The 5861-nt window shown below is 64.4% G+C and carries 7 protein-coding genes; 3 read left to right on the top strand and 4 right to left on the bottom strand.

Annotated elements, in window-relative coordinates:
* Window positions 1-668: bifunctional demethylmenaquinone methyltransferase/2-methoxy-6-polyprenyl-1,4-benzoquinol methylase UbiE (ubiE, locus tag VJ307_03740; GenBank protein HJX73246.1), on the bottom strand; the 668-nt coding region annotated here is incomplete at its 3' end.
* Between the two features lie 367 nt (window positions 669-1035).
* On the opposite strand from ubiE, the gene VJ307_03735 reads away from it, so the two are divergent.
* Window positions 1036-2817, top strand: coding sequence for a DUF6600 domain-containing protein (locus VJ307_03735; GenBank protein HJX73245.1), 1782 nt, complete (start codon window positions 1036-1038; stop codon window positions 2815-2817).
* 47 nt (window positions 2818-2864) lie between these two features.
* Here the strand turns inward: VJ307_03735 and VJ307_03730 are convergent, their stop codons facing one another.
* Window positions 2865-3164, bottom strand: a complete 300-nt coding sequence (locus VJ307_03730; GenBank protein ID HJX73244.1) for a hypothetical protein — start codon at window positions 3162-3164, stop codon at window positions 2865-2867.
* Window positions 3165-3403: 239 nt separating this feature from the next.
* On the opposite strand from VJ307_03730, the gene VJ307_03725 reads away from it, so the two are divergent.
* On the top strand, window positions 3404-3553 hold the full coding sequence (locus VJ307_03725) for a hypothetical protein (protein ID HJX73243.1): 150 nt from the start codon (window positions 3404-3406) through the stop codon (window positions 3551-3553).
* Here the strand turns inward: VJ307_03725 and VJ307_03720 are convergent.
* Both VJ307_03720 and VJ307_03715 read right to left on the bottom strand, forming a co-directional pair.
* On the bottom strand, window positions 3496-5022 hold the full coding sequence (locus tag VJ307_03720; protein ID HJX73242.1) for a hypothetical protein: 1527 nt from the start codon (window positions 5020-5022) through the stop codon (window positions 3496-3498). The genes VJ307_03725 and VJ307_03720 overlap by 58 nt on opposite strands.
* A 90-nt stretch (window positions 5023-5112) precedes the next feature.
* Window positions 5113-5493 (bottom strand): DnaJ family domain-containing protein, encoded by a 381-nt coding sequence (locus VJ307_03715; GenBank protein ID HJX73241.1) that lies wholly within the window; start codon window positions 5491-5493, stop codon window positions 5113-5115.
* A 73-nt stretch (window positions 5494-5566) separates the two neighbouring features.
* Here VJ307_03715 and VJ307_03710 point away from each other — a divergent pair.
* Window positions 5567-5861, top strand: a 295-nt coding sequence (locus tag VJ307_03710) for a macro domain-containing protein (GenBank protein HJX73240.1), incomplete at its 3' end; no start/stop codon positions are given.

The raw sequence follows: 5861 nt of genomic DNA, 5'->3' as shown, positions 1-5861 counted from the left end.
CGCTTGACTCCGACGTAGAGGGTCACGATGCCGCGGGTCAGCGGCCGAAAGGTTACGGGATCGCACCCTGCGTTTCGCATCATCTCCGCGAATTCCGGGGGCGGGGGAAATTCCCGGACCGAGTCGGGGAGATAGGAGTATGCGCTCCGCCGGGAGAAAAGCCCCCCCAGCCTTGGGAGCACCCGAGTGAAGTAGAAGCGATAAAGGATTCCGAAGAAAGCGGTTTCCGGCTGCGAGAATTCCAGGACCACGACGCGACCGCCCGGTTTGACCACCCTGCACATCTCCAGCATCCCGAGCTCCCGGTCGCCCACGTTCCGGATCCCGAACGCTATGGAGGCGGAATCGAACGACTCGTCCCGGAAGGGGAGCGCCTCGCCGGGTGCCTGCACAAAGGCCAGCCTGCCGCCAAGCCCCGCGCGGGCCCCCTTCTCCCGGCCGATCCGCATCATGCCCGCCGAGATGTCCACGCCCGCCACGAACGCGTTTTTCCCCTTCTGACGGAAGATCTCCAGGGCGATGTCGGCGGTGCCGGTCGCCACGTCCAGGTGGACCCCCCCGGTTTCGGGTTCGATGCGGGCCACGGCCTCCCGGCGCCAGCGGCGGTCCGTTCCCAGGGAAAGGAACCGGTTCAGGAAGTCGTACCTCGGCGCGATCGAGGAAAACATTTCACCGATCGCGCGGTTCCGGTCGGTCAGCCGGTACAAGGTCCCTCCCGTCGGAAAATCGAGGGGATCAGTATAGCAACCCTCCCCGCGGATGGGAGCGTGGGAGCGGAGGAATGGAGGAACTTTCCTGTTCCTGCGGGGTTTCTACATAATAATAGGGGAATCCGCCAACGTGACTGCGGGAAGGAACGGGGCGAAGGGGTGAATATTCTTGGCGGCCGGCGGCGTCTAACTAGTAACCCGGTTGGAGTGGACTTGGCACTGCCGGATTCACAAAACAGCGCGGGTCATCGCCAAGCCGCTCAACCGGGAGGAGTGGCAGTGTTGTGCGACGGCGTGGCGACATCGAGGGAAGGGAGAGGATGCGATGAGATGGATGAGGATGGTCGGGATTGTGGCGATTTCCCTGGCCCTGTCCGCCATTCCGGGACATGCGGTGGAAGAGGACGAATACGAGGGTGTTCCGGCGTATTCCGTCACCCGTCTGAAGATTTTCGAGGGAACCGCATGGGTGCGAACCCCGGACTCCGGGGACTGGGAAGAGTTTCCCACCAACAGCCCCGTGCCCGCCAGGTCGTTGATCAGCATCCCGGACGGATCCGAGGCGGAGTTGCAGTTCCACGGGGGGCAATTCGTCCTCCTTACCGCCGGCACCGAGCTGTCCGTCCGTGGTGTGGAAGACGATGCCACGGCATTCCGGCTCCGGTCCGGGGAGATCCGGTTCTCCCTGCCTGAAACCGATTTTGCCCCCGTCCGCGTCATGATCCCGGGGGGAGGGAAGGCGGAGTTTGCCGTCCCCGGCCGATATTGGATGACCGCCTCGGAAACCGGTGAGACGACATTGATCGTCCGCAAGGGCCAAGGGACCATCAGCAGGAACGAGGGTGAGTTACCGGTCCGGGCGGGGGAGCAGGCGTTGATCGGGGAAGAGGTGCGGATCAGTCGCTATGCCGGCGAAGAACGCGACTCCTACGAGGAGCCCCCCCCTCTCTCGGACACCGAGAAACAGACCGGCGTTCCCCCGGCGGCGGCATACGAACTCCGGGATTACGGGGAATGGGTGAATTCGCAGGAATACGGGTATGTGTGGCGTCCGAGGGTGTCCCCGGGGTGGTCCCCGTATTATTACGGGAGATGGGGCTGGGTCTCCCCGTACGGGTGGACCTGGATCTCCTACGAGCCGTGGGGGTGGTATCCCTACCATTACGGGTACTGGTACACCGACGCGGTCTTCGGCTGGGTCTGGTATCCGTTCCATTCGTTCGTCTCCTTATCCTTTGCGTTCGGGAACTATCACTACCCCTATTATCATTCTCGCGCGTATTATTACCCCGCGAACGTCCGTTTCGTCCGGGACGGCAGCCGTGTGCGGTGGGTTCCGCTTCGACCCGGCGAGCGGAGGGGACGCATCGCATTCACCCGTTCCGACTCCCGGCTTTCCTCGTGGGAACGCCCGCTTTCGCGCGGGACCGTCTACGTGCGGCGGGGAGGGAGCAGTGCGGGCGAGTGGCGCGACTGGACCGCCGTCCGGAGAGAGAGCCGTGAAGCGGTTCGGACGCGGAGCACGACCCCTCGCGGGGAAGGAGGGGTGAGGATGCAGAGCGGGTCAAGAACAGGTCCGGCGCGAAGGGAACAGGGGATCGACCGGTCCCGACCCGGAAGGGGCGAGCGACCCCAGGAGAGCATCCGGGGAACGGAACGCCCGGCGCAAGAGCGCCCGGCGCGGCCGGAGAGGTTGCAGCGGGAATCGCCTCCGTCAGCCAGACCGCAAAGTCGATCGGAATCCCGAATGCAGGGGGTAAGGGAGCCGGCCCGATCGGAGCGGTACGGGAATCGCGTCCGGGAGCGGGGATCCTCCCCCGGTCAGGTGGCGCCTCTGAGAGGCGTAAGGGAGTCCTCTCCGCGAATCCGGGAGAGGGCGCCGGCGCTTCCGGGGAGAACGACGCCCGATGCCGGACGCGCCCTGGGACCCGGAGCAGGAGGCAGGTCGGTTCCGGGAGGCGTTCCCACCGTGGAACGCTCGATGGAAAACCGTTCCCCCTCCCGGGAGAGATCCGGGGGAACCCGGGGTGATGCCGTTCGGGACGTCGGCCGAGGCGGATACGATTTCGGTACCGGGGGCGGCCGCGGGGGCAGATCCGTCCGGTGACCCCGGCGCGCCGCGGGGGCCGACTCCGTTACCGGTATCGGTGTTCCCTACTCCTTCGGCGGCCCTTTTTCGGGGAGGTTTCCCGCGGCTACGGGGCTGAACGTTACCTCGAACAGCGTGAGCCAGCGGTCCCTCGTCTCATCCGCCAGGGAGAGGGGCAGCTTCGGGGGCGTTTCCGGCCTTTCCGATCGGAGGCGAACATCCATGGCTTCCAGAGGAGGCAGCCGGACGGCCACGCCGGATTCCTCCGCACGCAGCGCCTGCTTATTCCGGGCGCACCCTCCGAACAGCGAAACCACCAGCACCAAGGACACCGCAAGCGGAAAGGCGTTATTCCGGATTCTCATCTTTGCCCTCCTTCCTCTGCGGGACCAAAGTCCCTTGCGGTAAGATGCCGGGGCCAACGATAGGGATCTTCTCCCCTTTCTTCATTTCCATTTTACTCCCGGTGCCGGGAGCGGGGTACCCCTCCCGGAGGATTCCGGAAAGGGATATAATGAAAAAAGGGAGAAGCGGGCGAACTCCGCCCCAAGAGGGGGCGTTACGTTCTCAGGCAAAAAGGGGGGCGCCCCGGGAGGGCCGATCAATGATCCTTCAAGCCGGTCCACTACTGGTCAGCTTCCTGATGTTCGAAGAGATCACCGAGTTCCGCCATCTCGTCCCGAACGAATTCGTCCTCTATCTTGCCCTGGCGGGGCTTTTGCTCACCCTTCTTCTCGATCTTTTTCCCCGGTGAAGAAGGGTGGAGAGCCTTTCGTCCCCGGAGAGGAAGGCGACCAGCCTTCCGGCTTCTTCCCTATCGGAAACCGCGCCGGTAATCGTCGCCTCCCGGACCTGTTCCAGGATCGATTCCACCTGCGGCCCCGCCGGGACTCCCAGAGCCAGGACGTCGTCGCCGGAGAGAAGGGACTTGCGCCTCGCCGCTTTCGCAAGGATCGGGCGGAAGTCCTCTTTCCTGCGGTCCGCCGCCTTGTGGGCGGCCGCGTAGAGGGCGTGCAGCAGGTCCGGGTTCTCCCACCGGGAAAAAAACCTCTCGATCTGGGCATGCGGGTTGCGCAGCATCCGGTAATGCGATAGGCGGAACAGGTCCTCGACCATCCGGACCACTTTCCGGACGCCGGGGATATGGAGCCGTCGGGCGAGGGCGTTCGTGCGGGGCAGGCGGAAAGCGTTTCTCCCGAGAAGCCCTGCGGGAATCCCTTGCCGTCCCTTCCGGCCCGGGGATTCCCGTTTCCCTTCCCGGAAACGTTGACGCAACTCGTCCCCGGCGGCGTCCACCAGGAGGTTGGCGAACAGCAGTGTCTCCGGCAGCGGTCGGTCGAGGGTGCGTTCGAGCAGGGCGTACCGCTTCTTCATGCGGGAGAGGGGACCGGAACCCCAGTTCGGGATCTCGGGAATCAGGATCGGCAGGATCCCCGCGCGGTACAGGTCCGATACCGTCCCCGTCGGATTTGCCGTCAGGGATTTCGCCAGTTCGCCGACGATACGCTCGCCGGAAATCGTCCCGATCCGTTCCTTTGCCTCCCGGCGAATCGCCTGCCAGGTCCTCTTCTCGATCACGTAGCCGGGCCGCTCGTTTTTCTGACGGATCGCCCGCAGCATCCGCAGGGGATCTTCCCGGATCCGGTCCTGCGGATTTCCCACGCCCCGGATCCGCTTGCGTCGAAGGTCTTCCATCCCCCCGAAGAAGTCGATCACCTCCGCCGTCACCCTTTTCCCCGATGTTCGGAGCGAAACCATCAGGCTGTTGATCGTGAAGTCGCGCCGGCCCGCGTCGTCCCGGGCGTTAACTCCGTCGGTGCGGATCGCGAACTGGCGGTGCCCCGGCCCGGTGGAAAGCGCAGGTCGCGCGAGAGCCACGTCGATATCCTCCCTCGACCAGGAGGTCGATACCTTGTATACGGCGAACTGCTTCCCCGACGCGATGACCCGCCGGATCCCGAGCTTCTTCGGGGGAAGGGACCGGACGATCTTCCCCAGCGTTTCGAACCCGATCCCGGTGACCATCAGGTCGATGTCCTTGCCCGGCCGCCCCTCGAGGAGATCGCGGACGATTCCCCCTACGAGATAGGGGGATCCGCCGGCGCCTTCCGCGGCGCGGCAGAATTCCGAGACGAAACGCCACAGGTCCTTTCGACTGCGCAGGGCTTCCCGTAACCTGAGGGATACCGTTTTCGGGACGGGGATCGTTTCCGCCGGGACCATGCGATAGGGCCTCCCCTTGCCCACGATTCTACCGTTTCCGGGATTCCGCGAGAGAAATGATGGGGGAAAGGGACGCCGGGGGAGGGAACCTCACCCCGTTTCCCGACCGGCCAATTTCTTGTGAATCCGGTCTTTGTACTCAGGGAAATCGTCGAGGTTCACCGTGCGCTTTGCTATTATGTTGAGCTTCAGGAGTTTGTAGTTAAGTTCTCGGATCCTCTCTCGTTTCCCATCCTCGTCCTCGATGGACCGCAGCAGGTCGCGGAGGGTGATGATCTCCCTGCGCAACTCCAGTTCGGGAGGGATGCACCCGGCGTTCTTGAGGATCTTGTAGGCGACGCGAAGGTCCTCGGGAATCATCGAGTCGTCTTCGAGCCGGAGAGGCTTTCCTGCCCCCGGAAGGTTTGCGAACTCCCCCCGCTCGATCGCCTCGCGAATCTTCTTCTCCGCGATCTTTTCCAGAAGCAACACGAATTATCTCTCCCTCCCCAAGGCCGGGCAGGAATTATCATGAAAAATCATAACACCGCCGGGAGGAAAAGAGATGGAGCGGGATTTCCGGTACGGCAAGATCCAGCTGATCCAGGGAGATATCACCAGGGAAGTGACGGACGCCATCGTGAATGCCGCCAACCCAACGCTACTGGGAGGGGGCGGGGTGGACGGCGCGATCCACCGCGCCGGCGGGCCGGCAATCCTTGCCGAGTGCAAGGCGATCCGGGCGAGCCAGGGGGAGTGTCCGCCCGGCGAGGCGGTGGTGACGACCGGTGGGCGGCTTCCCGCCCGGTATGTGATCCACACCGTCGGTCCGGTCTGGAGGGGAGGGGACCGGGGGGAGC

Source organism: Candidatus Deferrimicrobiaceae bacterium (assembly GCA_035256765.1).
Taxonomy (GTDB): domain Bacteria; phylum Desulfobacterota; class Deferrimicrobia; order Deferrimicrobiales; family Deferrimicrobiaceae; genus CSP1-8.
This window is presented reverse-complemented; position numbering and strand designations above follow the sequence as displayed.